The following is a 22,154-nucleotide window of genomic DNA, read 5'->3' as shown; positions in this document are numbered from 1 at the left end:
TATGGAATTTAAAGGAACTCCTATGCCGTGGGAAGTGGTTACAAAAACAAGGATTGATTTACCTAGTTGCTTAGTAAAAAAGGGTGACAAAGTAATTGCACATACGCTGCAAAGACATACAGGCGCTGAGCAGGCTAGAGCCAACGCCCATCTAATCGCAGCAGCACCAGAGTTATTAGAGGCTTTGATTGAGATTCGCAAGCTAGTTGCACATCACGATAAAGCAGATTTAGCAATCGCAAAAGCCCTCGGTCAGCAGTAGCCCACCACTTAATCATTCATATCGCTATTAATAGTGAGGAATACGCACATAAGGAACATAGGAAATGGCAAATGAATTAGTCGTAATTGAACAAGCAACAGCGCTGGATTTATTCACAGCACCAGAAAAAGTAAATCAGATGCTAGCTCGCATTAAAACGCTGACTGAAGAAGAACGAAAAGAGCTCGACAGTGATTTATCTGTGGCTAAAAACCGCAAGGCATTCGCATCACTGGCATACAAAGTTACTCAAACAAAGACAGCTATTGATAAGGCTGGCAAGCTGGTTGTTGATGACCTGAAAGAGTTACCAAAGAAAGTGGATGCTGCACGTAAGTTATTCCGCGATGAACTAGACCTCCTGAGCGATGATATTCGAAAACCAGTAACAGAATATGAATTGGAAGAAAAAGCACGTGAAGAAGCTGAGGCGCTCAAGAAGCAAATCGAGCTTGACCACGAAGAAGCGCTGCAAATGAACGAGTTGTTTGATTTACGCAAAGCCGAAGAGGAACGCCAGCGCATTGCTCGTGAAGAAGAAATGAAGCGACAAGCTGCGGAACAGGCAAGACTTGAAGCTGAACGTAAGGCAAGGCAAGAAATTGAAGCGGCAGCTAAACGTGAGCGTGAAGCAAAAGAAGCCGCTGAACGTGCAGAGCGTGAAAAGCAGGAAGCCATTCAACGTGCCGAGCAGGCAGCGAAAGAAGCTAAGGAAAAGGCAGAGCGTGATGCTAAAGAAGCTCAGGAACGAGCCGAACGCGAGAAACAAGCAGCTATCGAAGCTGAACGCAAGAAAGCTCATGAAGCTGAAAAAGCGAGATTAGCAGAAGAAGAGCGTAAACGTCAGGAGGATGCTAAACGCCAAGAAGATAAAGAGCATCGCAGAAAGTATAACCAAGAAACATTACAAGCCTTAGTCAGTAATGGATTTGAGGAAAAACTAGCAACTGAATTCATTAAGCTAGTTGCAAGTAACCAAATCCCACACATGACAATGAATTACTAATACCCACCGCACCAACACCAGAACCTAAATAACAATCGCTATCAATCGATAAGTGAGGGATTTCTTATGCCAAAAATTAACGAATTAAAACGTCAGGAACTCAGCTATCGACTGAATAGCGATAGCTTCAAGGATGAAGTTAAAAACAAAGTTAAGTGGGATTGGGTAGCGATTGTTATCGCCCTACTTGCTTTCATGGCACTGATACCGAGGTGGATATGACAGTTAGAATCGAAGTCACTGGATATAAGCCAGAAATAACATGCAGGAATAACTTCTCATTAGCCATGGAAGGCTACGAACTAAAGTCGCTCACTGGTGAATCAAGCGTGATTTTTGGAGCTATGGAAAGCCCATTTACTGATGTCGTTGATTATGCGGCTAGCAATGGAATGTTAGACGAGCTAATTCAAAAAGCGATCGAGAAGAAAGGCAAGGAGGTGGCATGAGAATTTCAGAGTATGAAAATTTCGTCACCATTCCAGACCGTGAGCACCTAGCAAATCAGGATGATGAGCTAACCAATGAAATGGCTCAGCGGTTTTATGATGCCCTTCCCTCATCGGTCATACGGAAAATGACAACTCAAGAATCAGATGAAGCATGGAATGCTTTTTTTGAGGCTGCAAAAATCGAAAGGAGGATATTGTGAGAGAAGGAATTATTTACGGGCTGAGCAATGAAGACTATCACAAGGATGAGGCGATAGGTTCAACATCAGTCAAAGCTATTAGTGTTAGCCCTGCCAATCTGTATTTTAACCCATTTAAAGGAAGTAAATCGGCACAGATTGGAACGGCAATTCATGCAGCACTGCTGGAACCTGAAGTATTTGAAAAGGATTTCATACTTGAGCCAGAAATAAAAACTCGTGCATCCAAGGAATATAAGGAACTAGCGAAAACATACAACGCCGACAACATTCTAATTAATGGCGAGGTAGAAACAATCACACGGATGATTGAGTCGGCAAGGATGAATGCCGACTTTATGGATTACATGGCGGCAAAAGGAAAATCAGAAGTATCGATGTTTGCCACATGTCCAATTACTGGCTTAAGGCTTAAATGTCGGTTCGATAGATTATCAGACTCACACCCTTACCCGCTTGATGTCAAAAGTTGCATGGATGCAACTGAGAGAGGGTTTAGCCAAGCATTCGGTAAATATCACTACCATATTCAAGCAGCATTTTATCTGTACGTTTTAAAGCTAACTACAGGGATTGAGTTAGACCAGTTTTGCTTCTTTGCACTTCAAAATAAACCGCCTTATACCAATTGCATGTATTACATCGGCACGGAATCGCTGGAGCTTGGTTATAAGCACATGCACGAAGCATTACGCAAAATTAAAGAATGCATTGATGACGAATCACTACGAACTGAAGGAATAGTTCTTCCACCAAGTGAAATCAATGTTCCTAATTACTTATTCGATGATGAATATTTAGACGATGAGGTGTATCTCTAATGGACTTATCACGCACAATCATTCCAAAGTCAGATCAGCTTAACTTTGAAGATGTTCAATCTACCCCGATAACAGCAACTATCAAATCAGTAAGAGAAGGCTCTAAAGACCAGCCTGTATTTATTGACCTAGTTGGATATGACGGTCGCCCATATAAGCCATCAAAATCAATGCGCAGAGTGTTAATTGATGGCTGGGGAAATAACGGTCATGAATGGGTTGGTAAATCGCTAACTCTCAAAGGCGACCCGAACGTTAAGTTTGGTGGCGTCGCTATTGGTGGGATAAAGGTTCACGCAATGAGCGACATCGAAGGCGATTTTTCTCTGATGCTTTCTGTTTCACGAGGGAAAAGAGCTGAACATAGAGTTAAAAAACTTGAGATTGAAAAACCAAAAACAAACATGGACTACCTTACTAGATTCAATCAAGAAATCGACTCAATGGACTCAAAAAAACTTGATGATTCACACGAATGGTTGAAAAAGAAATTCACAGGCGATGCGGATAGTTTAGAGAAACTAGAAACGCTATACAAAGCCAGAAAGGAAGATATGGAGAAAGCTAATGGCTAGTCGCGGAGTAAATAAGGTAATTCTCATTGGTCACTTAGGTAATGATCCTGAAATTCGGTACATGCCAGCAGGTGGCGCAGTAGCAAATCTCACACTAGCCACATCGGAATCGTGGCGTGATAAGCAATCGGGTGAAATGCGCGAAAAAACAGAATGGCACCGAGTGATAATTTTCGGCAAGTTGGCTGAAGTTGCAGGCGAATATCTGAAAAAAGGCTCGCAAGTCTATATTGAAGGTTCTCTACAAACACGTAAATGGCAAGACCAGAGCGGTCAAGACCGATACACGACAGAAGTAGTCGTAAATATCGGCGGCTCTATGCAAATGCTAGGTGGTAACGGCGGTAATCAGGCAGGAAGCCAGCAACCAACGCGGCAACCTCAACAGTCACAGCAAGCGCCGCAGAATGAGCCTCCGATGGATTGGGATGACAATATTCCCTTCGCTCCTATCGGACTCCCCTACCCACGCCACACTATTTATGTGATTTAACCAGAGGAGAAATACTATGGCTTGGTGCGATAGCCCATACAAGGACAGAGAATTAACAGAAGAGCAAAAGGAAGATTGCTCATACTGCGCTTATTGCGATGTAGAACTACTAAGTGACGATAAAGTTTTTGTAGGTGGCGATACTGTTTATTGCTGCGAACAATGCTTCATCGACAGCCAATAACCAAAGGATATATTTGCAAGGATGCAAACAGGAGATAGATATGAAAACAGAATACATTTACATCTGCGCTCAAGCTTACTGTAACGATCAAGGCAGTGGCATTAATTACTACACAGATTATCAAAGGTTCGATAAGCGTAACGATGCCATTAAAAACGGATGGCAACAGCGTGAATCTGACGATTTTAATATCGGTGTTTTAGTTAATGGGCGTCTGGTATCAGTTGATTGGATGGCTAAGCCAGTTACCACCAACCCTGAATCATTGCTAAAAATTGAAGATGAATTGGGCTTAATTTAACTCGCAGGGATGCAATAAGAGGAATGAATATGAAAGATTTTATGTACCAAGGGCAAATTATGAAATTTATCGTACCAGAGCCAGACCCTAAGAATGTTTGTAATCTTTGCGGTGGCAATGTCGGTAAAGAAAATTTAATCCAAGGTCAGGCAGCAAATATTTGTTTTGACTGCTCAGATTTAGCAAAGCAATTAGCCGATGAAAAGCGCAAGGAAATAGCTGAAAATGAAATCAAAGAAATTATTCGATTAATTGAAGGTTATGCGGTCAAAACTGACAGTGCAGATATTGCCAGTCTGCTTCATCAAGCTGGATATAGAAAGGTGGAGTGATGGATAAATCAAGGCAGCAATTTGAAGAGTGGTTTGCACCACAAAAAGAAGAAATGAAGAATAATGGGCTTGGTATGATTTCGATAACAAGAATGTACCAGCGCCAGTTATCAGCATGGCAAGCATCACGCGAGAGTTTAATTAATAGCTTGGAGCCTGTTGGTTATATTGATAATGCTGAATTTAGTGAGCTTCAATCTAGTCGAGTTTGTTATTTATATAAAGACAGTATCGATAAAATTAATATTCCACTCTACCGCCTAGATAAATAACCATGCAAATAATCGGATATGTATTACTGCTTGTAATGCAGGGTTCTGCTGTGCCTGTATCTGAGCAAATATACACACAGCAAGAATGCGAGAGCCGTGCTATGCAGATAATGCAGGTGCGGGATGTTGAGATTAAATGTGGTGAGGTATGGAATGAAAGATAAATATTATGCTGGATTAGAAAATTATAGAGATTGCATTGAAATAGAACCAACAATAAAAGATTGCTTTATTTTAAACACTCCATCTTGGAATATGGACGTGACAAAACAAGACTTAATTGATATTAGAGATACAATTAATGAAATCTTAGAGGATGATAATGAAGGCTGACTACGGAGGTAGCCACACACCAAAGGAACTGCGTGATAGATGGCAAACTCCACTACCTTTATTTACAGCATTGGACGCTGAATTCGGCTTCTATTTAGATGCCGCTGCCGATAAAAATAACCACCTTTGCACTCATTACCTCACCGAAAAAGACGACTCACTAAATTGTGATTGGGAAAGTTATGGATCTATATTCTGTAATCCTCCTTACAGTGAAATTCAGCCTTGGATTAATAAAGCCGCTGAACAATGTAAAAAACAATTACAGCCTGTTGTTATGTTAATTCCGTCTGATACTTCTGTCGGCTGGTTTAATTCCGCATTGGAAACTGTTGATGAAGTGAGATTAATTACAGGAGGAAGAATATCTTTTATTAATGCTGGTACAAACAAACCAGTTAACGGAAATAACAAAGGTTCAATGCTTTTAATATGGCGACCGTACATTAAGCCACGGAAGATAATTAGCACTGTCGATAGAGATGAATTAATGAATATCGGCAATCAAATATTAAATGAATGGAAAATAGCATAGGTGGCCTATGACACCACAGGAAATGGAGAATGGACGCAGAAAAGTAGCAAGGGATTGCAGAGATAAATTAAAGCAACTCAAAAAACTCAGCGATAAACAAAGCACCGCAATACTCAAAGATTACCTTCCTAAATTTCAATTAACACTCAACGAAAAGCACATCTAGAAAAATGCCCGGCTAATATGTGGCTGAATTACTACGTACGCACGATAGATAAGGAGATTAATAATGGATAATGTTGTTCTTCTAAATCCGAGTAAGTGGGTTACTGAAGATGTACTTATGATGATTACAGGCATGCGCTCAGGGACAATCAAATCAGCACGGAAAAAGTCTTGGGCTGCCGGCAGGGAATATCTTCACATTTCACCGGACGGGAGCCCTAAAGAAAATTCAGAATGCATGTACAATCATGAGGCGATCATAAACTGGATCGAGAAGCAAAGAAATTCACAACCTCAATAGGTGCATTATGAAAATAAAATACCCAACAGGTGTTGAAGTACATGGTAAAAGCCTTCGTATATCATTTACATACAAAGGAAAGAGAGTAAGGGAAACTCTTGGCATACCTGACACCACAAAAAACAGAAAGTTAGCAGGTGAGCTAAGGACAGCCATCTGCTACAAAATAAAAACTGGCGCTTTTGATTACTCGGTTGAATTCCCTGAGTCAAAAAATATCAGCACATATAGCTCTGGCGATAGAGTGATAACCTATGGTGAATTAGCTAACAAGTGGATAGAAATTAAAAGCGTTGAAATATCGTCAAGCACATTAAAAAAGTACATCACTATTTTAAATGCAGTATCTAATTTTATTAATACAAAAAGAAACGTATCAACATTTAAAACTGAGGATATTTTATTAATACGAAATAATTTATTAACATCGCCAACTTTGGATAGAGGGCATAAAACAAACAAAATTGGTAGAACAGTTCCAACAGTAAATAACTATATTGGATTGCTTCGACATATTTTTAATTTTGCTTTTGATAATGGATATATAAACACAAATATATTCTCATCAATAAAGCCATTGAAAAAAGATAGACCAAAGCCAGACCCAATAACACAAAATGAGTTTCCTAGGCTTCTCAGTGCCGCTAACAATGAACAGTCAAGAAACATGTTAATTACATCTGTGTATACAGGATTGAGACCTGGTGAGCTTTGCTCGCTTGCTTGGGAAGATATAGATTTCACTGAGAAAACACTAACAGTAAGAAGGAATCTATCGATTGTAGGTGAATTTACATTTCCAAAAACTCAGGCAGGAACAGATAGGGTTATTTATATGCTTGACCCTGTCATTGAGTGCTTAAAATCTCAAATGGTCTTAACTAGAATGACCCAACCAGAGATTGTTAATGTATCAACAAGGGAATTCGGTAAATCAAGAGAGGATACATGCACTTTTATTTTTCAACCAAACATCGTTGCAGCGAATGGGTTGAAAACAAAATTCTACTCTCCGGGTGGATTTGGTCAAATATGGAACTATCTGGTAAGAAAGTCAGGAATTAGACACAGGAAAGCATATCAGACAAGGCACACATACGCATGCTGGATGCTATCAGCCGGAGCCAACCCTGCATTCATTGCAACGCAAATGGGACACGCATCATCAAAAATGGTTCATGATGTATATGGCGCATGGATGACAGAAAATGATGCTAGCCAAATTGATATTTTGAATAGAAATGCCCCATCACTGCCCCACAAAGGCAATGACAAGGCAGTTAATTCATAATATTCAAATAGATAAACCAATCACACTGGCATTGACATGATCTCTTGATACGCTGCTACCAGCTTATTACGCACCTGAATGCCCATTTGTAGGCTCAAGCTGGCTTTTTGCATATCGACCATCACATCATTTAATGAAACATCCGGCTTACCGAGGGTAAAATCTTGCACTTTCTGCGCAGATTGTACACGGGTTTCATTGATTTGGTTCACGGATGCCACTAAATGATCGGCAAAACCCACCGGCTCTACAACGGGTTTGGTATTATGTGCCGCTTGAGTTGCCACCACATTTAATTGGGAAACCACCCCTTCAATCGCTTGAATCGTCATTCTGTTCTCTTCGGTTAGTCGATAAGTTGAGCAAAAAATTGCCGTCACGAATTTTAGTTTGCCTACCCTACCACACCGTTTTTTACTTGAAGCCGATAAATAACACCAAAATTATAGGCTGATTCCGTCATTAGATTGCATCAAGACAATAAATAATAGCAGCGTAAAAAAATGAGGTTACGAAGAGGGAAATAAGATTGTTTCACCAAACGTATATTCATCCGTTTAGTTTGCATAGCAGGGAATATTTATGAGTACCGCATCTAAAGATACGGGGGAGGCCAAAAAAGGTTTTGCCTCACTGATCGAAAGCATCAAAGCCGACCCTAAAATACCATTAATTATTGCCGGTGCTGCTGCGATATCTATTATTGTCGCCCTGCTCCTCTGGTTTCGTAGCCCTGACTACCGTGTACTACTGAGTAATCTGAGTGCAAAAGATGGTGGCGATATTGTCGGTCAATTGACCCAGATGAACGTCCCTTATCAAATCGCGGATAACGGCAGCGCTATTCTTGTGCCTGCTGATAAAGTCCATGAATTACGTTTGAAACTGGCGCAATCAGGTTTACCGAAAGGTGGCAATACCGGTTTTGAACTGCTTGATAAAGAACAATTTGGTATCAGCCAATTTAGTGAGCAAATCAACTATCAGCGCGCCCTTGAAGGCGAGCTGTCTCGTACCATCGAATCCCTCAGCCCAGTTCAAAGCGCCCGAGTCCATTTGGCTATCCCTAAACCAACCTTATTTGTCCGTGAACAAAAACTGCCGACCGCCTCGGTCACTGTCGGTTTATTGCCAGGCAGAATGTTGGATGAAGGGCAAATTAGCGCTATCGTTCACATGGTTTCCAGCAGCGTGACCGGCTTAACTGCCGCCAACGTGATCATTGTCGATCAAACAGGTCGCCTGCTGACCAATAACGACAACAGCCAACAATCTGCCAATAGCGCACAAATCAAAATGACCAAAGAGATGGAAGCCCATCTTAAAGAGCGCATTGAAGATATTCTGTCGCCATTAGTCGGTCGTGCCAATATTCACGCGCAAGTCACCGCGCAAATGGATTTTTCAAAAGTTGAGCAGACTTCTGAAGAGTACAAACCAAATCAAACTCCTGATGCCGCTGCGGTACGTTCTCGCCAGAATAGCGAAAGCCTACAAAACAGTAATGGCGGTCCAAGTGGCGTACCGGGTGCCTTATCTAATCAACCTGTTAGTGCACCAAGCGCACCGATTGATGCTAATAAAGAAAGCACCGATGGAAAAACCGCAGGGAATACCCGTAATGGTACTCTCAATACTCAGCGTGATGAAACCACAAACTACGAAGTGGATCGCAAAATCAGTCACACACAGCGCCAAATTGGTGTCGTTGACCGACTGTCTGTTGCGGTGATCGTCAATTACCAATCCCAAGAAGGTGAGAAAGGTCCAGAAATGAAGCCGCTCCCACCGGAAATGTTGCAGCAAATTGATGCATTAACCCGTGAAGCGATGGGCTATTCTGCGCAGCGTGGCGACTCCATCAATATCACTAACTCCTTATTTACTGACGATACGCCAGTGGTTGAAGAGCCATCGTTATTGAATAACCCACAGGTGATTGGTCAAGCTTTAGATTACGGCAAAATCTTGCTGATTGCGTTGATTGCGTGGTTTATGTGGCGCTTTGGTATCAAACCTCAGTGGGTGAAATATCGCAAAGCCCAACAAGCGCAAATTGATGCTGAAATGTCCATTGCCAATGCATCTCAAGTTAAAGCGCCGTTCGTGGTGGAAGAAGAAATTAGTGAAGATATGGACGAGAAAACCCGTCGCCGTCTTACTCGCCAACGTGTTAGCGCTGAAATTCAAAGCCAGCGTATTCGTGAAATGGCAGAGAAAGACCCACAAGTTGTGGCAATGGTTATCCGTCAGTGGTTAGGAAAATCCCAATGAATTTAACTGGAACAGAAAAAAGCGCCGTGATGTTGATGACACTCGGCGAAGATCAGGCAGCTGAAGTGTTTAAGCACCTGAATCCCAAAGAAGTTCAGCAATTGAGTATGGCGGTGTCCAACATGCGCCAAATCTCCAACAACGAACTGGCGGAAGTGCTCACCGAGTTTGAAGAGTCGGCAATTCAGTTTGCCGCCTTAAATATCAACACCAACGACTATCTGCGTTCGGTGTTGGTCAAAGCCCTTGGGGAAGAACGTGCTGCCAGCCTGTTGGAAGATATTTTCGAGAAACAAGAGACTACCTCGGGTATCGAAAGCCTCAACTATATGGAGCCACAAACGGTTGCCGATATTATTCGCGACGAGCATCCACAAATCATCGCCACAATCTTGGTTCACTTAAAACGCAACTTAGCGGCCGATGTTTTAGAACTATTCGAAGAGCGTCAGCGTAACGACATTATGCTGCGTATCGCAACATTTGGTGGTGTTCAGCCAGCCGCATTAGCTGAGCTGACCGAAGTTCTGAACAACCTGCTAGACGGTCAGAACCTCAAACGCAGCAAAATGGGTGGCATAAGAACCGCGGCAGAAATTATCAACCTGATGAAAAATCAGCAAGAAGAAAGCGTTATCGATGCCATGCGTGATTATGATGGTGAGCTGGCTCAACGCATTATCGACGAAATGTTCCTATTCGAAAACCTTATCGAAGTGGACAACCGCAGTATTCAGCGCATTCTGCAAGACGTGTCTACCGACTCGCTGGTTATTGCCCTCAAAGGCAGCAACCAAGCTCTACGCGACCATTTCCTCAACAATATGGCAGCGCGTGCAGCCGAGATTGTTCGCGACGACCTGGAATCTCGAGCGCCAGTTCGTATGTCACAAGTGGAAACCGAGCAGAAGGCTATTCTGATGATTGTTCGCCGCTTAATGGAAAAAGGCGAAATCGCGATTGGTGGTGGAGACGACGTGTATGTCTAATACATCCAAAAATAATCAGCAGTGGCAGCCTTGGCAGTTACGGGAACTTAATCAATGGGATCTGAATTCATCGGCCATTCCGCCGTTAAATGACGTCCCTGAACCAAACACGCCGAAAGTTCCCTGCTTAGAGCCAAAAGAAGTGCTCGAGCAGATCAACTTACTGGATAACATCAAAGAGGATGCCCAGAAAACGGGCTTCCAGCAAGGCTTTGAAAAAGGTCAAAAAGAAGGTTATCAAGCCGGTTTTACGGAAGGTTTACGTTCTGGTGAGCAGCAAGGGAGCGAGCAAGCCCTCGCCCTTCAGCAACCGGTGATTGAAACGTGGCAGAAACTGTTATCAGAATTTCACTATTCGCTGGATACTTTTGACACCGTCGTTACTACCAAATTACTGCAAATCGCGCTAACTGCCGCGAAGCAAGTGTTGGGGCAATCTACTGTGTGCGATGGTACCGCGCTATTAGAAGAAATTAGCCATTTAATGCAACAAAAACCAATATTTGCGAGCCAGCCTGAACTGCATGTGAACCCGAATCATGTGGCGCTTATCGAACAACATTTAGGCTCATTGTTAGACTTGAATGGCTGGCGCTTAGTCGCCGACCCAAGCCTGCATATGGGTGGCTGTCGCGTGGTCGCTGAAGATGGTGAAATTGATATGACCGTAGCCACTCGCTGGCAAGAATTATGCCGTCTGTATGCACCGGAGAGCTTGTCATGACTGCGAGACTCGGCCGTTGGATAGCGTCTCTTGATGACTTAGAGTCACGCATGAAAGGCATTCCGATGGTACGCCGCTATGGACGTTTGACCAAAATTACAGGTCTCGTGATGGAAGCCGAAGGCATTAAGATGCCTTTAGGCGCCACCTGCTATATCGAACGCATTATTAATGGTGGCACTGACGAAGTTGTCTGCGAAGTGGTTGGCTTTAACGGCCCTCGCATGTTGTTGATGCCGCTCTCCGACCTCGAAGGTATTTCCCCGGGGGCGCGCGTGTATGCGCAAACTTCGGGAGAAGACGGACAAACGAGTCGCCTGCTGCCACTCGGCAATGAATTACTTGGGCGCGTATTAGATGCCCAAGGCACTCCATTAGATGGCAAAGGACCACTGGAAACCAAACAACGGGCGCCGCTAATCACGCCATCCATCAACCCGCTAGAGCGTACACCAATTCACGATATTTTAGATGTGGGCGTACGAGCGATTAACTCGCTGTTAACTGTCGGTCGCGGTCAACGTATGGGGCTGTTTGCAGGCTCTGGCGTCGGTAAAAGCGTCTTACTCGGCATGATGGCGCGTTTCACTCAAGCGGACATTATTGTCGTTGGGTTGATCGGTGAGCGTGGGCGCGAAGTTAAAGACTTTATTGAAAATATCTTAGGTGCTGAAGGGTTACGCCGTGCCGTTGTCGTCGCCGCGCCGGCTGATGTTTCACCGTTACTGAGAATGCAAGGGGCATCTTACGCTACCCGCATCGCAGAATATTTCCGTGATCAAGGTAAAAGCGTATTGCTTATCATGGATTCACTCACACGCTACAGCATGGCACAGCGTGAAATCGCGCTTGCTGTCGGTGAACCTCCGGCAACCAAAGGCTATCCACCGTCCGTGTTTGCAAAATTACCTGCATTGGTTGAGCGTGCTGGTAATGGTAAAAACGGCGGGTCGATTACAGCCTTTTATACTGTATTGACCGAAGGGGATGACCAACAAGACCCGATTGCCGACTCCGCTCGCGCTATTTTAGATGGGCACATTGTTCTGTCACGCTCATTGGCAGAATCTGGGCACTACCCTGCCATTGATATTGAAGCATCCATTAGCCGTGCAATGACGGAGCTTATCGCCAAAGAACATTATCGTAAGATCCAGCGCTTTAAACAGCTCACATCCAGCTATCAACGCAACCGTGACCTGATTAACGTCGGCGCTTATGCCATGGGCAGCGACCCAATGCTCGATACCGCAATTCAGTATTACCCAAGAATGTCGAAGTTTTTACAGCAAGATATTGATGAACGTTGTGATTATCAAACCGCTTGTGAACAACTGGCTCATGTTGTTCCCAATGAATAATGAGGAATGCGATGTCCAATAGTCATGCATTAGCGACCTTACTGAGCTTAGCAGAAGATGCCTCAGAGGAAGCGGCTAAAGTCCTTGCTCAAGTCCGCCAAACGCACACGCAAATGGCGGAGCAATTGCACATGTTGGAAAACTATCAGTCGGAATATCGGCAGAAATTAAACCAAACGTTGCACACGGGCATGGACTCGGACAAATGGCAAAACTATCAGCAATTTCTTGTGACCTTGGAGCTAACTATTGAGCAGCAACAGCAACAGTTAACGCTCTGGGAACAACGTGTCAGTGACGCCAATCGTCATTGGCAAGAAAAACAGCAACGCGTCAATGCGTTCGATACCTTGATCCAGCGTGCAGAACACACTCAAAGCCAACGTCAAAATCGCTTAGAGCAGAAACAGATGGATGAATTTGCTCAACGCGCGACTTTACGGAGAACCCAATAAATGGACGTCAATGCAAACCTGTTACCGGTCCCCCCTACCGCTAACTCCGCGAAGGAACAGCCGCGAGACAAGCAGATTGATGAAAATCAAGCACCTGCCGTACCCTTTCAGGCAGTTCTTGAAAACCAGCAATTACCAGAAAAAAATAGTGATAGCGCCCCAACGCTTAATGGCACTGCTAACGAAACGCCTTTGAATCAACAGATCAGTGAGCAAAAACAATCTGATGCAGCCACTGCCGCCTCAGAAAAATCCACTGACGCGCCATTAGCAACGGACAAAATCGCGACCACAGAAAATCAGTTAACTCAAAAACAACAAGCTGAAAATACCTTAGCGCAGCTGAATTTCCGCCGTGACCTCAATGCACAATCACCACTACAAGCGGAGCTATTAACGGGTAAACAAAGCGAGGAACACGCCTTAATTAGCCAATTAAAACAAGCCATGGATGAGCGTATTCAAGCGGCCGCTAACCCACAAATCAGTGCGGAGAAACCCTCTGCAACTCAGTTCACTCAAACACTGCAACAACTGACAGATGTGGCACGTAACGTGGCGCCATTTGATGATAAAACCTTGGCTGGAGCACAATTGCAGCTTGCTGGGGAAGCCGATGAACCGACACTCGCTTTAATGAGCAAAAAAGAAGTGGGTGAACGTCGTGACCAGGCGCTATTTGCGCTGGATAATCCACGCACAATCCCAACGAAAGATCTGAATCAAGATGCGATGTCGCTCGGTAAAAAAGCGCCAGGCACAGAATCATTGTCACAAATCGCCAGTGCAACGGCTGAAAATACCCAGAATCTTCAAAACAGTGCTAAAGGGGCTTTTAGTGTTCAAACTGAAAGCAGCGCATTTAACAATACAGCGACACCTTCTGTAACGCATGTAGCCGGTATTATGGCGACACCATCTGCCACACCAATGCCAACGGCAACGCCTGCAATGCCAACGCCAACCATGAACCTTGCTGCGCCATTTGGTACTGAAGCTTGGCAACAACAACTTAGCCAACAAATGCTGTTTTTCTCTCGCCAAGGGGTTTCTCAAGCGCAAATTCGCTTACATCCTGAAGAGTTAGGTTCCCTAAATGTGCATTTACGTATCGAAGATAATCAAGCCGTGATGCACTTTGTTTCTCCACATAGCCATGTTCGTGCTGCAATGGAAAGCATGATGCCAGTCCTGCGCAGTGCATTGCAGGAAAGTGGTATTCATTTAGCGCAAGGCTCTGTGGGGCAAGATAATTTTAGCGGTCAATCAAACGCGGAACAGCAATCTCGCCAACATGATGGGCAAATTCAGCCAACCCATCCAACAATGGGCGCGGTTGGTATCAGTGAATCTCATGCCAGCGTGAGTGGGGTTAAATTGCCAACACATCAAGGTGGAATTAATACCTTTGCCTAAGAAATAATCTAATGGCGGTAATTTCAGGTCTAAAGCGTCGAGTTACCGCCTTTTTGTTTCGTTTTTCACTCCTTTAACTCTTCCCAATCTAGGGATAATGCTAGAGATCATAAAGTATAAAACTCCGTATGGGTTTGGCATTTACAACAGGAATTTTGCAACATGTCGTCTTCACGCAATCAATCTAAACGTTCGAACAAAGGGTTAATTTTACTGTTTGCCCTCATCGCCTTAGCCGGTGCAGGTTTCGGTGGTTACAGCTGGTGGACGACAAAACAAGAGGCGCAGGAGACTGCGAATGGGGAAGAAAAACGCCCAAATATGCCTCAACCAATTTTTATGGAGTTAGAACCGTTTACCGTTAACCTGCCAGGGGTAAACAATGCGGCAGATCGCGTGCTCTATATCCACATCACCTTACGTCTAGCGAATGAAAAGTCGCGTAAGCAACTTCATGAATACCTACCAGAAGTGCGTAGCCGCCTACTGTTATTGCTGTCAGAACAGCAATCTAAAAACATGGGCACTAACGAGGGTAAGTTGCAATTAATGAAAGATATTAAGGGGACACTTACCCCTACCCTGATCCCAGGCGATACCGATCAGGATATTTCAGACGTGTTATTTACTACTTTTATTCTGCGATAAGACCCATGAGCGATAATATTTTATCTCAGGCTGAAATTGATGCGCTACTCAATGATGACGCGCCATCAAGCGAGCAGCCATCCACGGATCTTCAAGGCAAAGACAACGTTCGCCCTTATGACCCGAATACCCAACGTCGGGTATTTCGCGAACGTATGCAGTCCTTGGAAATAATTAATGAGCGTTTTGCCCGTCAGTTTCGTATGGGGTTGTTTAACATGTTGCGCCGGAGCCCGGATATCACGGTTGGCGCCATCAAAATCGAACCTTATCATGAATTTGCGCGTAACTTGCCAGTTCCAACCAACCTAAACTTGATCCACATGCCACCGCTTCGCGGCACCGCATTGTTCACTTTCGAACCTGCGTTAGTGTATATCGCCGTGGATAACCTGTTTGGGGGAGATGGTCGATTCCCTGTCCGTTCTGAAGGCAAAGAATTTACCAATACAGAACAACGTATTATCAACCGTATGCTGAAGCTGGCTTTAGGCGCTTACCGTGATGCGTGGAAACCAATTGCTGACGTGGAAGTCGAGTATGTGCGTTCTGAAATCCAAGTTAAATTCACCAACATCACCACTTCCCCGAACGATATCGTGGTGACAACCCCGTTCTTAGTGGAAATTGGTAATACCGTCGGTGAGTTCAGTATCTGTATTCCTATTGCCATGATTGAACCATTGCGTGAACGGTTAATTAACCCACCAATGGAGCAAGGGCATCAAGAAAATGAAGCGTGGGTAACCAATTTAGTCACGCAAGTAAAACGTTCAGAACTTGAACTGATTGCCAATTTGGTTGAGATCCCGCTGCGTATTTCTCGCTTACTGCAATTGCAAAAAGGGGATGTGCTCCCTATCGAGAAACCTGACCGTCTTATCGTCAATGTTGATGGCGTGCCAGTATTAACCAGTCAATACGGTACCCAAAACGGCCAGTATGCGCTGCGTGTGGAACATTTGATTAATCCTGTTTTAAACACTCTAGATGAGGAAAGTACCAATGAGTGAGGCGAAGAATTCTCTTGATGCATCAACCAACCACAATGAAGAGGATCTGTGGGCTGAGGCGCTGGAACAGCAAAAACAAGCGGAATCCGCCTCCGCAGGTATGCAAAATTTTGATAATTTCGACGGACAAAATCCATTAAATCAATTATCTGATGTCGATATGATCATGGATATTCCAGTTCGCCTATCGGTGGAACTGGGTCGCACCAAGATGACGATTAAAAAATTGCTGAGCCTGTCTCAAGGTTCTGTGGTTTCTTTAGATGGCTTAGCCGGTGAACCATTGGATATCCTGATCAACGGCTATTTAATTGCCCAAGGTGAAGTGGTCGTGGTGTCTGACAATTATGGTATTCGTATCACTGACATCATCACACCATCAGAACGTATGCGCCGCTTGAGCCGTTAAAAATGTCTGACGAAACAGCCACACCTTTGCAAACCGAGGCATCCTTGCAGACACCAGCTTCACAGATTGATTCGGCGCACACTCAAAAGCCTTTTTTGACCAGCACCGTCAGCAGCGAAGGTAACTCTGCACAAGCTATCAACCAAAATGATAGCTTAGCGCAGATTTCAGGGGCACTTGGCGGGATCATTTTACTGATCTTACTGGGTGCATGGCTGTTTAAGACATTTGGGTTTGGACGTAATCCGCTTGTTAAGCAGCAACTGATTAATGTGAAAGGCCGTTGTACTCTGGGTGGCAAAGAGCGCGTTGTCGTGGTGGAAGTGAATAACGAATATTTAGTGCTGGGCGTCACATCACAATCCGTGAATTTGCTGCACCAGTACCCTGCACCACTAGAAAATGATGTTGTGAACTTTGCCTCTGAACCGTTAACGTTTCAGTCGATTTTCAAGAAAAAACAGGATGCTGCTAACGCTGTGGCACCTGAAAAACAGTAACCGGAAGCGCCCATGTCACCTTTAAAACCTGCTGTCATTATCAGCGCTCTGTTACTTGTTCTGCCACAATCTGCCTCTGCGGCATTGCCTGCCGTGATCAGCCATACATTGGCCGATGGTGGTCAATCCTGGTCGTTGCCCGTTCAAACGTTACTGTTTTTAACCTTGCTGGGTTTTATCCCTGCAATGTTACTGATGATGACCAGTTTTACCCGTATTATCATCGTATTAGGGTTACTCCGTAACGCCCTAGGTACACCGTCAGCGCCACCAAACCAAGTCTTATTGGGCTTAGCTTTATTTCTCACATTCTTTGTGATGTCCCCGGTTGCCGATCAGGTTTATCGCGAGGCATATCAACCTTTTAGCGAAGATAAAATTAGCCTAGAAACCGCATTAGAAAAAGGCACTGCGCCACTGCGTACCTTTATGCTAGGGCAAACTCGGGAATCTGATTTAGCGCTGTTTGCGCGTATCGCCAAAGTGGGTGATATCCAAGAGGCCAAAGATGTGCCAATGCGCATTTTAATTCCGGCGTTTATTACCAGTGAGCTAAAAACGGCATTCCAGATTGGTTTTACTATCTTTATCCCATTTTTGATTATCGACTTAGTGGTTGCCAGCGTATTGATGGCGTTGGGGATGATGATGGTGCCACCTGCAACGGTTTCATTGCCGTTTAAGCTAATGCTATTTGTGTTAGTCGATGGCTGGCAGTTACTACTCGGTTCCCTTTCCCAAAGCTTTTTTAATTAGGAGCGCATATGACACCTGAATCTGTAATGGCAATGGGAACGGAAGCGATGAAAATCGCATTGATGCTGGCGGCGCCTTTGCTGTTAGCTGCTCTAGCAGCGGGTTTAATTATCAGCCTGCTACAAGCAGCTACCCAAGTAAACGAAATGACATTGTCGTTTATTCCTAAGATTTTATCGGTAATTGCGGTATTAATCATCGCGGGACCTTGGATGCTAAACCTGCTTACGGACTATATCCGCACATTGTTTAGTAACTTACCGTTTATCATTGGCTGATCATGTTAACCATTACCAGCGAAACCCTCACGCTATGGTTAAGCCAAGGTTTTTATCCTTTTGTTCGCCTGTTAGCCCTGTTTGGTACCGCCCCGTTTTTTAATGAAAAACAGGCTATCAGTAAGGTACGTATCGCCCTCGCATTTTTTACCGTTTTAGTCATTTCTCCACAATTGCCTGTCGCAACCATTCCACTATTTTCAGCGATGGGATTATGGGTGTGTGTACAACAAATCGTGATTGGTGCCGCCATGGGATTAACCATGCAGATGGCTTTCGCCGCGGTACGTCATGCGGGGGAAGTGATTGGTTTACAGATGGGATTGTCATTCGCGACGTTCTTTGACCCGACTGGCGGTCCCAATATGCCGATCCTCGGACGAATTTTAAATTTAATCACGCTGCTGCTGTTTTTGTCGTTCGATGGGCATTTGTGGCTGATTTATATTCTGACAAACTCATTTGAGCTGATCCCTATCCAAACTGCTCCTCTTCACCGCGATGGTTTTTGGGTGTTTTTGCAATTTGCTAATACCATTTTTATCAATGGGTTAATGCTCGCCCTGCCGTTTATTACACTGTTTTTAATTCTCAACTTGTCCCTCGGTATTCTAAACCGAATGACGCCGCAGTTATCGGTGTTTGTAGTAGGTTTCCCCCTTACATTAACTATCGGTATCAGTATGTTGGGGCTGATTATTTCTATCCTTCCACGCTATACAGAACGCCTGATCCATCAAGCGTTTGAGCAGCTGTCGTTGATGTTTAATTTGTGGGTTTAAGGTTTGATATGACCTACGGCCTTCTAAGCTGCCTATGTAGCAGTGAACTATAACTTATCAGAGATAAAACAAATCACAACAACCGATTAGCTCGAAATACACTAAAATACCTTCCGTTTTCAGTTAACAAATAACCTATTGTTTACTCAGCAATTTACTAAAGAGCAAAAAACAAAGGTCAAATTTATCGTGAAAAATACTATAAGCCAACAACAGAAAAATAAACTCTGTTATTTCGAACGAGAAAAGCGGAAATATAGATTGGAATATAAATATTAAAACGCTAAAAAATTAGGCGAGAAAAATCAGAAGGGAAAATTGAAAATAATCTCAGAAGAAAACCCGCACCCGATACACATGCCACTGCTACAGGGTGCGGTAAAAATCAATTAACGGCCGCCAAATAATGACATGCTGTTTAGATCTTTGAAAATATCTTGAGAAGCTTGGAACATCGCCTTCTCTTTATAATAATCCGTTGTGGCTGCGGTCCAGTTAGTCTCTAACAACTCACTTTTACGCGCCGAATTCTGGATAGAACGGGTATCCGCTAAGAAATCAAGTTTATCAATCTCTTGCAGCTGTAAACCCTGCTTCGCTTCGATATTGGAAATTTGATCCAATGCCGCTTTGATACCACGGTTAGCCGTGTCCATACCCGCTTGCGCTCTATCTAAATCCGCTTGCGGTGCATTTTCTTGTGGAATGCCCAGCGCTTTGATGCCTTCGTTCAATGCTTTAAACACATTGACCATCCCCGCACCATCGGTTTCAAACACTTGTGCACCTGTGAAATAGGTAGTCATTTCACGCTCACTCGCGACGTTCTGAGTGATAGGCTTATCGCCACCGTGATACAGCACCTCACCGTCAGCATCAATTTCAAATGGCGGCTTATCGGATTTAAAACCTGCAAAAATATAGCGACCATTACCGTCGGTGGTGTTACCCAGTGCAACCAATTGATCTTTTAGACCAGTCAGTTGCTCAGCCAGTGAGTTTCGGTCTTTATCACTCAGAGCACCTTGGTTAGAGGCTTGAATGATAGTAGTATCGATTTGCGTCGTGACATCCGTCATTTGAGTCAGAATACTCATTTGCAGCGTCATACCAGTTTTAGCGAAACCACGGCTGGTCACATACTGCTGGTTACGGTTTTCAGACTGGTTAATACGCACGGCTTGGGATGACGCTTGCGGGTCATCCGAAGGCTTATTTACGCGGTGTCCTGAAGCTATTTGGCTCCCTGCCTCCATCCAACGAGATTGGGCGCTATTCATGTCCTGCAAGCGTTGATGGAAAATCATATTGGTACTTAAACGCATCGCTTAAATCCTTATTAAATTCTGATTAAAACCCAGTATTTTTAATTAATTAGAACGCACGCATTAATGCATTGAATAAATCATCAACCGTCTTTAATACCTGAGCATTAGCATTAAAGAATTGCTGGATTTTTTGCATCTGAATGCTCTCTTCATTCATGTTGACCCCTGAAATTTCTTGCTCTTGGCGATAGAAACTTTCGGTCATTTTATTCTGGGTTTCAGAATCAATTTGCGCTTGCTTAGTGCGGCTTCCCACATCATTGACTAATGTTGCGTAAAAATCAGAGAACGTCGAGCCACCATCAATCAGTTTTTGATCTTGCAGCTTAACTAACTCTTTGATGTTTTCGTTGTCTCCTGGGCCACCATCTTTGCTGCCTGCTTTTGCAAACTGCGAAGAATCCGTCACTAGCGTTGACATACTGTTAATCACTCCATTCATCGGTTTAACGACGAAAGTATCTCCTTGTGCAGGAGAATTGGTCGTGATTTTGAGTTCAATACCTTCAAATTTCAGTGAGCCTGGAGTGCTAGTATCAACTTTGACGTCAACGCCATCCGGTAAACGGGTCACATTCCATTTGCCGCCATCAAAACGCATTTCATAGTTTTTGCCCGTCACTTGAGAAACATCGCTGTAACTCAGGTCAAAGTCAGTTTTGCCGGTATTGTAGGTGTTGCTGACCACAGAGCCTTTACCAATCGCGAAAAAGTCTTTGCCAGTTTCGCCATTAGAGTCAAAGCCTTTTTGATGAATTTCATTAAATTTAGTCGCGAAAACTAACGCTAATTTATTGATTTTTTGATAAGCAGGGTCGAGCACTTCTTGGCGTGAACGCAAAATACCGCTCAATTCACCGCCTTTGAACGCTTCGTCAGGGATTTCACGAACTTGGTCATTCGCCCCCACAAAACCAATACTAAAACGGCTGTCATCTTTTGAAGATGGCACCGCTTCTAAGCGGTTAGCTTTTTCGCCCGTGACTAACGGTAAACCGTTGGCAAAGGTCACGTTGTAGTTGCCGTTTTGCTCGATAACTTTAACGCCAACTAGCGAGTTAACTTCATTCACTAAGCGGTCACGCACATCCAGCAGGTCATTAGGCTCTGAACCACTGACGGAGCGCACGCGCGCGATTTGTTGGTTTAATCCCGCAATTTTTTCTGCGTAGATGTTGATATCTTTCACCTTATTTTCAATTTGGCGGTTGATATCACGTTCCATCTCTTGCAGTTGCTTATCAGCTTCTTTGAATTGAGAAACTAACGCGTTGGATTGACCTAAGAAAACATCAAGCAGCGTTTTGTCGCTCGCATCACTGCTAGCTGCATCCAGCGCAGTAAAGAAGCTTCCGATGCTACCAGACAAGTCTTCGACATCGTTTGTCAGCAAATCATCAACTTTGTTGCAGTTTTTCACATACGCTTCGAAATCACCGCTACGCGCGCGGGATTGGCTATATTGCGCATTAACAAATTCATCAAACTCACGGCGAACATGGCTGAAATAGGTGCCGTTACCAAAATAACCATTAGGTGTCATCGTACCGGGATTCTCCCCGAAAACAGCACTTTGGCGGTGATAGTAACCTACGCCGGCGTTCGCTAAGTTGTTAGAAATAACACTTAACCCGCCTTGCGCAGCGTTCACACCACTGAGCGCATTATTCATTACATTGTTCAGCATAAGCTTTTCCT

33 protein-coding genes are annotated in these 22,154 nt (G+C 44.0%); 30 read left to right on the top strand and 3 right to left on the bottom strand.

The window, feature by feature from the left end; translation table 11 throughout:
• Position 1: 1 nt before the first annotated feature.
• The 17 genes from ACIH2S_RS07235 (at position 2) to ACIH2S_RS07155 (ending at position 7,523) form a co-directional block, all read left to right on the top strand.
• Positions 2-262 (top strand): hypothetical protein, encoded by a 261-nt coding sequence (locus tag ACIH2S_RS07235; protein WP_154604070.1) that lies wholly within the window; start codon positions 2-4, stop codon positions 260-262.
• Positions 263-326: 64 nt separating this feature from the next.
• Positions 327-1,268: a cell envelope biogenesis protein TolA gene (locus ACIH2S_RS07230; RefSeq protein WP_430248371.1), complete on the top strand. Its 942-nt coding sequence runs from the start codon at positions 327-329 to the stop codon at positions 1,266-1,268.
• A gap of 66 nt (positions 1,269-1,334) precedes the next feature.
• Entirely contained in the window at positions 1,335-1,490 is a 156-nt protein-coding gene (locus ACIH2S_RS07225) for a hypothetical protein (RefSeq protein WP_430248368.1), read from the top strand.
• Positions 1,487-1,717, top strand: a complete 231-nt coding sequence (locus ACIH2S_RS07220; protein WP_430248366.1) for a hypothetical protein — start codon at positions 1,487-1,489, stop codon at positions 1,715-1,717. The genes ACIH2S_RS07225 and ACIH2S_RS07220 overlap by 4 nt, the downstream gene beginning before the upstream one ends.
• On the top strand, positions 1,714-1,920 hold the full coding sequence (locus tag ACIH2S_RS07215) for a hypothetical protein (RefSeq protein ID WP_430248364.1): 207 nt from the start codon (positions 1,714-1,716) through the stop codon (positions 1,918-1,920). The genes ACIH2S_RS07220 and ACIH2S_RS07215 overlap by 4 nt, the downstream gene beginning before the upstream one ends.
• Complete coding sequence (locus tag ACIH2S_RS07210; protein WP_430248362.1) at positions 1,917-2,741, top strand: PD-(D/E)XK nuclease-like domain-containing protein; 825 nt, start codon at positions 1,917-1,919, stop codon at positions 2,739-2,741. The genes ACIH2S_RS07215 and ACIH2S_RS07210 overlap by 4 nt, the downstream gene beginning before the upstream one ends.
• The gene (locus tag ACIH2S_RS07205) at positions 2,741-3,316 is read left to right on the top strand and encodes a hypothetical protein (protein WP_430248360.1); all 576 of its coding nucleotides are present in this window, start codon (positions 2,741-2,743) and stop codon (positions 3,314-3,316) included. Before ACIH2S_RS07210 ends, ACIH2S_RS07205 begins: the two co-directional genes overlap by 1 nt.
• On the top strand, positions 3,309-3,809 hold the full coding sequence (locus ACIH2S_RS07200; protein ID WP_430248359.1) for a single-stranded DNA-binding protein: 501 nt from the start codon (positions 3,309-3,311) through the stop codon (positions 3,807-3,809). The genes ACIH2S_RS07205 and ACIH2S_RS07200 overlap by 8 nt, the downstream gene beginning before the upstream one ends.
• A 16-nt stretch (positions 3,810-3,825) precedes the next feature.
• Positions 3,826-3,993, top strand: a complete 168-nt coding sequence (locus ACIH2S_RS07195; RefSeq protein WP_430248358.1) for a hypothetical protein — start codon at positions 3,826-3,828, stop codon at positions 3,991-3,993.
• Positions 3,994-4,033: 40 nt separating this feature from the next.
• The gene (locus ACIH2S_RS07190) at positions 4,034-4,294 is read left to right on the top strand and encodes an antitoxin (RefSeq protein ID WP_430248356.1); all 261 of its coding nucleotides are present in this window, start codon (positions 4,034-4,036) and stop codon (positions 4,292-4,294) included.
• A 29-nt stretch (positions 4,295-4,323) separates the two neighbouring features.
• Positions 4,324-4,626 carry a hypothetical protein gene (locus tag ACIH2S_RS07185; RefSeq protein WP_430248354.1) on the top strand — a complete coding sequence of 101 codons (303 nt, stop codon included), beginning with the start codon at positions 4,324-4,326 and terminating at the stop codon, positions 4,624-4,626.
• Entirely contained in the window at positions 4,626-4,898 is a 273-nt protein-coding gene (locus ACIH2S_RS07180; protein WP_430248353.1) for a hypothetical protein, read from the top strand. Before ACIH2S_RS07185 ends, ACIH2S_RS07180 begins: the two co-directional genes overlap by 1 nt.
• Before the next feature lie 153 nt (positions 4,899-5,051).
• Positions 5,052-5,231, top strand: coding sequence for a hypothetical protein (locus tag ACIH2S_RS07175; protein ID WP_430248352.1), 180 nt, complete (start codon positions 5,052-5,054; stop codon positions 5,229-5,231).
• Positions 5,221-5,766, top strand: coding sequence for a phage N-6-adenine-methyltransferase (locus ACIH2S_RS07170; protein WP_430248351.1), 546 nt, complete (start codon positions 5,221-5,223; stop codon positions 5,764-5,766). The genes ACIH2S_RS07175 and ACIH2S_RS07170 overlap by 11 nt, the downstream gene beginning before the upstream one ends.
• 7 nt (positions 5,767-5,773) lie before the next feature.
• Entirely contained in the window at positions 5,774-5,932 is a 159-nt protein-coding gene (locus tag ACIH2S_RS07165) for a hypothetical protein (RefSeq protein ID WP_430248350.1), read from the top strand.
• Positions 5,933-5,995: 63 nt separating this feature from the next.
• Entirely contained in the window at positions 5,996-6,232 is a 237-nt protein-coding gene (gene xisR / locus ACIH2S_RS07160; RefSeq protein ID WP_006659470.1) for an excisionase family protein, read from the top strand.
• 7 nt (positions 6,233-6,239) lie between these two features.
• Positions 6,240-7,523, top strand: a complete 1,284-nt coding sequence (locus ACIH2S_RS07155; protein ID WP_154633741.1) for a site-specific integrase — start codon at positions 6,240-6,242, stop codon at positions 7,521-7,523.
• A 20-nt stretch (positions 7,524-7,543) separates the two neighbouring features.
• Here the strand turns inward: ACIH2S_RS07155 and fliE are convergent, their stop codons facing one another.
• Positions 7,544-7,855, bottom strand: coding sequence for a flagellar hook-basal body complex protein FliE (gene fliE / locus ACIH2S_RS07150; RefSeq protein WP_036951378.1), 312 nt, complete (start codon positions 7,853-7,855; stop codon positions 7,544-7,546).
• 250 nt (positions 7,856-8,105) lie between these two features.
• Between fliE and fliF the strand changes: the two genes are divergently transcribed.
• The 13 genes from fliF (at position 8,106) to fliR (ending at position 19,128) form a co-directional block, all read left to right on the top strand.
• Entirely contained in the window at positions 8,106-9,797 is a 1,692-nt protein-coding gene (gene fliF / locus ACIH2S_RS07145) for a flagellar basal-body MS-ring/collar protein FliF (protein ID WP_036951380.1), read from the top strand.
• Positions 9,794-10,786 (top strand): flagellar motor switch protein FliG, encoded by a 993-nt coding sequence (gene fliG / locus ACIH2S_RS07140; protein WP_006657530.1) that lies wholly within the window; start codon positions 9,794-9,796, stop codon positions 10,784-10,786. Before fliF ends, fliG begins: the two co-directional genes overlap by 4 nt.
• Positions 10,779-11,510, top strand: a complete 732-nt coding sequence (gene fliH / locus ACIH2S_RS07135) for a flagellar assembly protein FliH (RefSeq protein WP_036951383.1) — start codon at positions 10,779-10,781, stop codon at positions 11,508-11,510. Before fliG ends, fliH begins: the two co-directional genes overlap by 8 nt.
• A complete protein-coding gene (gene fliI / locus ACIH2S_RS07130; protein WP_036951385.1) occupies positions 11,507-12,871 on the top strand; it encodes a flagellar protein export ATPase FliI in 1,365 nt (454 codons plus the stop codon). Before fliH ends, fliI begins: the two co-directional genes overlap by 4 nt.
• An 11-nt stretch (positions 12,872-12,882) precedes the next feature.
• Positions 12,883-13,326 (top strand): flagellar export protein FliJ, encoded by a 444-nt coding sequence (gene fliJ / locus ACIH2S_RS07125; RefSeq protein WP_036951388.1) that lies wholly within the window; start codon positions 12,883-12,885, stop codon positions 13,324-13,326.
• Complete coding sequence (locus tag ACIH2S_RS07120) at positions 13,327-14,742, top strand: flagellar hook-length control protein FliK (RefSeq protein WP_430248348.1); 1,416 nt, start codon at positions 13,327-13,329, stop codon at positions 14,740-14,742.
• 162 nt (positions 14,743-14,904) lie between these two features.
• Positions 14,905-15,390: a flagellar basal body-associated protein FliL gene (fliL, locus tag ACIH2S_RS07115; protein WP_036951392.1), complete on the top strand. Its 486-nt coding sequence runs from the start codon at positions 14,905-14,907 to the stop codon at positions 15,388-15,390.
• A 5-nt stretch (positions 15,391-15,395) separates the two neighbouring features.
• A complete protein-coding gene (fliM, locus tag ACIH2S_RS07110) occupies positions 15,396-16,403 on the top strand; it encodes a flagellar motor switch protein FliM (RefSeq protein ID WP_036951396.1) in 1,008 nt (335 codons plus the stop codon).
• A complete protein-coding gene (gene fliN / locus ACIH2S_RS07105) occupies positions 16,396-16,812 on the top strand; it encodes a flagellar motor switch protein FliN (protein ID WP_036951399.1) in 417 nt (138 codons plus the stop codon). The genes fliM and fliN overlap by 8 nt, the downstream gene beginning before the upstream one ends.
• A 2-nt stretch (positions 16,813-16,814) precedes the next feature.
• Entirely contained in the window at positions 16,815-17,312 is a 498-nt protein-coding gene (gene fliO / locus ACIH2S_RS07100; RefSeq protein WP_036951402.1) for a flagellar biosynthetic protein FliO, read from the top strand.
• A gap of 12 nt (positions 17,313-17,324) precedes the next feature.
• The gene (gene fliP, locus ACIH2S_RS07095) at positions 17,325-18,068 is read left to right on the top strand and encodes a flagellar type III secretion system pore protein FliP (RefSeq protein WP_036951405.1); all 744 of its coding nucleotides are present in this window, start codon (positions 17,325-17,327) and stop codon (positions 18,066-18,068) included.
• An 8-nt stretch (positions 18,069-18,076) separates the two neighbouring features.
• Positions 18,077-18,346 (top strand): flagellar biosynthesis protein FliQ, encoded by a 270-nt coding sequence (gene fliQ, locus ACIH2S_RS07090; RefSeq protein WP_036951410.1) that lies wholly within the window; start codon positions 18,077-18,079, stop codon positions 18,344-18,346.
• Between the two features lie 2 nt (positions 18,347-18,348).
• Positions 18,349-19,128 (top strand): flagellar biosynthetic protein FliR, encoded by a 780-nt coding sequence (gene fliR, locus ACIH2S_RS07085; RefSeq protein WP_036951417.1) that lies wholly within the window; start codon positions 18,349-18,351, stop codon positions 19,126-19,128.
• A gap of 389 nt (positions 19,129-19,517) precedes the next feature.
• Here fliR and flgL read toward each other — a convergent pair whose 3' ends face one another.
• Together flgL and flgK are read right to left on the bottom strand one after the other, a co-directional pair.
• Positions 19,518-20,453 (bottom strand): flagellar hook-associated protein FlgL, encoded by a 936-nt coding sequence (gene flgL / locus ACIH2S_RS07080; RefSeq protein WP_036951436.1) that lies wholly within the window; start codon positions 20,451-20,453, stop codon positions 19,518-19,520.
• 49 nt (positions 20,454-20,502) lie between these two features.
• Positions 20,503-22,143, bottom strand: coding sequence for a flagellar hook-associated protein FlgK (gene flgK, locus ACIH2S_RS07075; RefSeq protein ID WP_036951438.1), 1,641 nt, complete (start codon positions 22,141-22,143; stop codon positions 20,503-20,505).
• Positions 22,144-22,154: the final 11 nt, after the last annotated feature.

This window comes from Providencia lanzhouensis (assembly GCF_050469745.1).
Lineage (GTDB): Bacteria > Pseudomonadota > Gammaproteobacteria > Enterobacterales > Enterobacteriaceae > Providencia > Providencia lanzhouensis.
The sequence above is the reverse complement of the archived record's forward strand: the minus strand, read 5'-3'. Positions and strand labels throughout refer to the sequence as shown.

Coding starts and splice junctions, on each gene's coding strand:
- ACIH2S_RS07235 (WP_154604070.1), top strand. CDS start 2: ATGGAATTTAAAGGAACTCCTATGCCGTGGGAAGTGGTTACAAAAACA.
- ACIH2S_RS07230 (WP_430248371.1), top strand. CDS start 327: ATGGCAAATGAATTAGTCGTAATTGAACAAGCAACAGCGCTGGATTTA.
- ACIH2S_RS07225 (WP_430248368.1), top strand. CDS start 1,335: ATGCCAAAAATTAACGAATTAAAACGTCAGGAACTCAGCTATCGACTG.
- ACIH2S_RS07220 (WP_430248366.1), top strand. CDS start 1,487: ATGACAGTTAGAATCGAAGTCACTGGATATAAGCCAGAAATAACATGC.
- ACIH2S_RS07215 (WP_430248364.1), top strand. CDS start 1,714: ATGAGAATTTCAGAGTATGAAAATTTCGTCACCATTCCAGACCGTGAG.
- ACIH2S_RS07205 (WP_430248360.1), top strand. CDS start 2,741: ATGGACTTATCACGCACAATCATTCCAAAGTCAGATCAGCTTAACTTT.
- ACIH2S_RS07200 (WP_430248359.1), top strand. CDS start 3,309: ATGGCTAGTCGCGGAGTAAATAAGGTAATTCTCATTGGTCACTTAGGT.
- ACIH2S_RS07195 (WP_430248358.1), top strand. CDS start 3,826: ATGGCTTGGTGCGATAGCCCATACAAGGACAGAGAATTAACAGAAGAG.
- ACIH2S_RS07190 (WP_430248356.1), top strand. CDS start 4,034: ATGAAAACAGAATACATTTACATCTGCGCTCAAGCTTACTGTAACGAT.
- ACIH2S_RS07185 (WP_430248354.1), top strand. CDS start 4,324: ATGAAAGATTTTATGTACCAAGGGCAAATTATGAAATTTATCGTACCA.
- ACIH2S_RS07180 (WP_430248353.1), top strand. CDS start 4,626: ATGGATAAATCAAGGCAGCAATTTGAAGAGTGGTTTGCACCACAAAAA.
- ACIH2S_RS07175 (WP_430248352.1), top strand. CDS start 5,052: ATGAAAGATAAATATTATGCTGGATTAGAAAATTATAGAGATTGCATT.
- ACIH2S_RS07170 (WP_430248351.1), top strand. CDS start 5,221: ATGAAGGCTGACTACGGAGGTAGCCACACACCAAAGGAACTGCGTGAT.
- ACIH2S_RS07165 (WP_430248350.1), top strand. CDS start 5,774: ATGACACCACAGGAAATGGAGAATGGACGCAGAAAAGTAGCAAGGGAT.
- xisR (WP_006659470.1), top strand. CDS start 5,996: ATGGATAATGTTGTTCTTCTAAATCCGAGTAAGTGGGTTACTGAAGAT.
- ACIH2S_RS07155 (WP_154633741.1), top strand. CDS start 6,240: ATGAAAATAAAATACCCAACAGGTGTTGAAGTACATGGTAAAAGCCTT.
- fliE (WP_036951378.1), bottom strand. CDS start 7,855: ATGACGATTCAAGCGATTGAAGGGGTGGTTTCCCAATTAAATGTGGTG.
- fliF (WP_036951380.1), top strand. CDS start 8,106: ATGAGTACCGCATCTAAAGATACGGGGGAGGCCAAAAAAGGTTTTGCC.
- fliG (WP_006657530.1), top strand. CDS start 9,794: ATGAATTTAACTGGAACAGAAAAAAGCGCCGTGATGTTGATGACACTC.
- fliH (WP_036951383.1), top strand. CDS start 10,779: ATGTCTAATACATCCAAAAATAATCAGCAGTGGCAGCCTTGGCAGTTA.
- fliI (WP_036951385.1), top strand. CDS start 11,507: ATGACTGCGAGACTCGGCCGTTGGATAGCGTCTCTTGATGACTTAGAG.
- fliJ (WP_036951388.1), top strand. CDS start 12,883: ATGTCCAATAGTCATGCATTAGCGACCTTACTGAGCTTAGCAGAAGAT.
- ACIH2S_RS07120 (WP_430248348.1), top strand. CDS start 13,327: ATGGACGTCAATGCAAACCTGTTACCGGTCCCCCCTACCGCTAACTCC.
- fliL (WP_036951392.1), top strand. CDS start 14,905: ATGTCGTCTTCACGCAATCAATCTAAACGTTCGAACAAAGGGTTAATT.
- fliM (WP_036951396.1), top strand. CDS start 15,396: ATGAGCGATAATATTTTATCTCAGGCTGAAATTGATGCGCTACTCAAT.
- fliN (WP_036951399.1), top strand. CDS start 16,396: ATGAGTGAGGCGAAGAATTCTCTTGATGCATCAACCAACCACAATGAA.
- fliO (WP_036951402.1), top strand. CDS start 16,815: ATGTCTGACGAAACAGCCACACCTTTGCAAACCGAGGCATCCTTGCAG.
- fliP (WP_036951405.1), top strand. CDS start 17,325: ATGTCACCTTTAAAACCTGCTGTCATTATCAGCGCTCTGTTACTTGTT.
- fliQ (WP_036951410.1), top strand. CDS start 18,077: ATGACACCTGAATCTGTAATGGCAATGGGAACGGAAGCGATGAAAATC.
- fliR (WP_036951417.1), top strand. CDS start 18,349: ATGTTAACCATTACCAGCGAAACCCTCACGCTATGGTTAAGCCAAGGT.
- flgL (WP_036951436.1), bottom strand. CDS start 20,453: ATGCGTTTAAGTACCAATATGATTTTCCATCAACGCTTGCAGGACATG.
- flgK (WP_036951438.1), bottom strand. CDS start 22,143: ATGCTGAACAATGTAATGAATAATGCGCTCAGTGGTGTGAACGCTGCG.